Source organism: Vibrio sp. Vb0304 (assembly GCF_033338995.1).
In the GTDB taxonomy this organism is placed as follows: Bacteria; Pseudomonadota; Gammaproteobacteria; order Enterobacterales; family Vibrionaceae; genus Vibrio; species Vibrio alginolyticus.
The window spans coordinates 1-1627 of record NZ_JAWOTT010000090.1 but is presented as its reverse complement, the minus strand read 5'-3'; the positions used below and the strand labels follow the sequence as shown (position 1 = coordinate 1627).

2 protein-coding genes and 1 pseudogene are annotated in these 1627 nt (G+C 43.5%); 1 reads left to right on the top strand and 2 read right to left on the bottom strand.

Annotated features, from left to right (window positions below):
* Positions 1-288 (top strand): annotated as a pseudogene (locus tag R7P35_RS24010) (dipeptide/tripeptide permease); the annotation flags it as partial.
* A gap of 76 nt (positions 289-364) precedes the next feature.
* Here the strand turns inward: R7P35_RS24010 and hemH are convergent.
* Together hemH and R7P35_RS24000 are read right to left on the bottom strand one after the other, a co-directional pair.
* Positions 365-1327 carry a ferrochelatase gene (gene hemH / locus R7P35_RS24005; protein ID WP_318092835.1) on the bottom strand — a complete coding sequence of 321 codons (963 nt, stop codon included), beginning with the start codon at positions 1325-1327 and terminating at the stop codon, positions 365-367.
* 105 nt (positions 1328-1432) lie between these two features.
* Positions 1433-1627 (bottom strand): nucleoside monophosphate kinase (locus tag R7P35_RS24000; RefSeq protein ID WP_318073766.1); only part of this gene is annotated, 195 nt, incomplete at its 5' end.

Here is a 1627-nt window from a genome sequence, read left to right as displayed (position 1 = left end):
ATTGGTCTGTCTCTTGTAACCAAACTGGCTCCGCTACGTCTTGCATCGTTGATGATGGGTGCATGGTTTGGTTGTAACGCTATTGCGAACTATGTCGCTGGTTACGTGGGTTCTCATGTGGGTGAACTTGGTGCAATGGCTATCTTTAGTGGCATCGCAGTAACTGCATTGATCAGTGGTGTGATTCTAATGTTATTCTCGAACACGCTTGTTCGTTGGATGCACGGTGCAGAAAACACTCACAGCACTGCAGAACAAATTGAAGAGCAACAAACACAAGTTGCTTAACATGGTTTCAAAGTTATTAAAAAGGGTCGCAATCGCGACCCTTGTCTGTATTCATTCAATGCAGAATACCAAAGCTCTACAGCTTGCTGCGTACTAGTTCTGCCATCATATCGATATGCATGTCATCGTCATTAAGGCATGGAATATAGTGGAACTGCTCACCACCCGCTTCCATAAAGATCTCTTTGTTCTCTCCCGCAATTTCTTCCAACGTTTCTAAACAATCAGATGAAAATGCAGGAGTCATGATATCAATTTTCTTCACGCCTTTACTGGTGATGGTTTCCAATGTTTTATCAGTGTAAGGCTGTAGCCACTCTTCTCGGCCAAAACGAGACTGATAAGACATACCAATCTGATCCGATGATAAACCAAGCGCCTCACCGAGCAAGCGAGTGGTCGCTTCACAATGCTGAGGATAAATATCGCCATTGTCTGCATAACGTTTAGGAATACCGTGATATGAACACAGCAAGTAATCCCCTTTGCCATACTCTTCCCAGTATTGTCGAACCGAGTGCGCAAGCGCTTCGATGTACATTGGATGATCGTGATAATCGCGAATAAAGCTGAATGCTGGCATCACTGGCAGTTGCTTAAACGCTTTTGTGATTCCATCAGACACGGCTGCGGTAGTTGTCCCAGAATATTGTGGGTACAACGGTAGCACAATAACCTCTTCCACACCTTGAGCGATAAGAGCTTCAAAACCAGATTGAAGGCTTGGGGTGCCATAAGTCATGCCGAGTTCCACAGGCATATCGAGATGCTGAGCAAGTTTCTTTGCCTGGCGTTTGGAATACACCATTAAAGGTGAGCCCTCTTCCATCCATACCGATTCATACAACTTAGCGACCTTTGGCGAGCGTATTGGAAGAATCACACCATGTAAAATTGGACACCAAAGCCATCGTGTCATATCGACTACACGATGATCATGAAGAAACTGACTTAAGAAGCGCTTAACCGCTGGAGCGGTAGGTTCATCAGGTGTTCCTAGGTTAACCAGTAACACACCTTGTTTATTTTTAGTTTGCATTGCGTCCCTTTGTTTTCCCAGCATATAAAATGTATAAAAAAAGCGACCTTACGGCCGCTTCACTATAACAAAATTATTAAAAATTTTGATAATAGGTATTACCTATTATGCTAATGCCTTCTCGATATCAGCACTTACTTCAGCAACTTGCTTAGTACCGTCAAATTTTAGGTACTTAGTTTTGCCTGCTGCAGCTTCTTTACCGTAGTAATCGATAAGTGGTGCAGTTTGCTCGTGGTAAACACCTAGACGAGCACGTACTGTTTCTTCTTTGTCGTCATCACGAACAACAAGATCTTC

Excerpts from the sequence above, each read along its gene's own strand:
- hemH (WP_318092835.1), bottom strand. The coding sequence starts at position 1,327 with ATGCAAACTAAAAATAAACAAGGTGTGTTACTGGTTAACCTAGGAACA.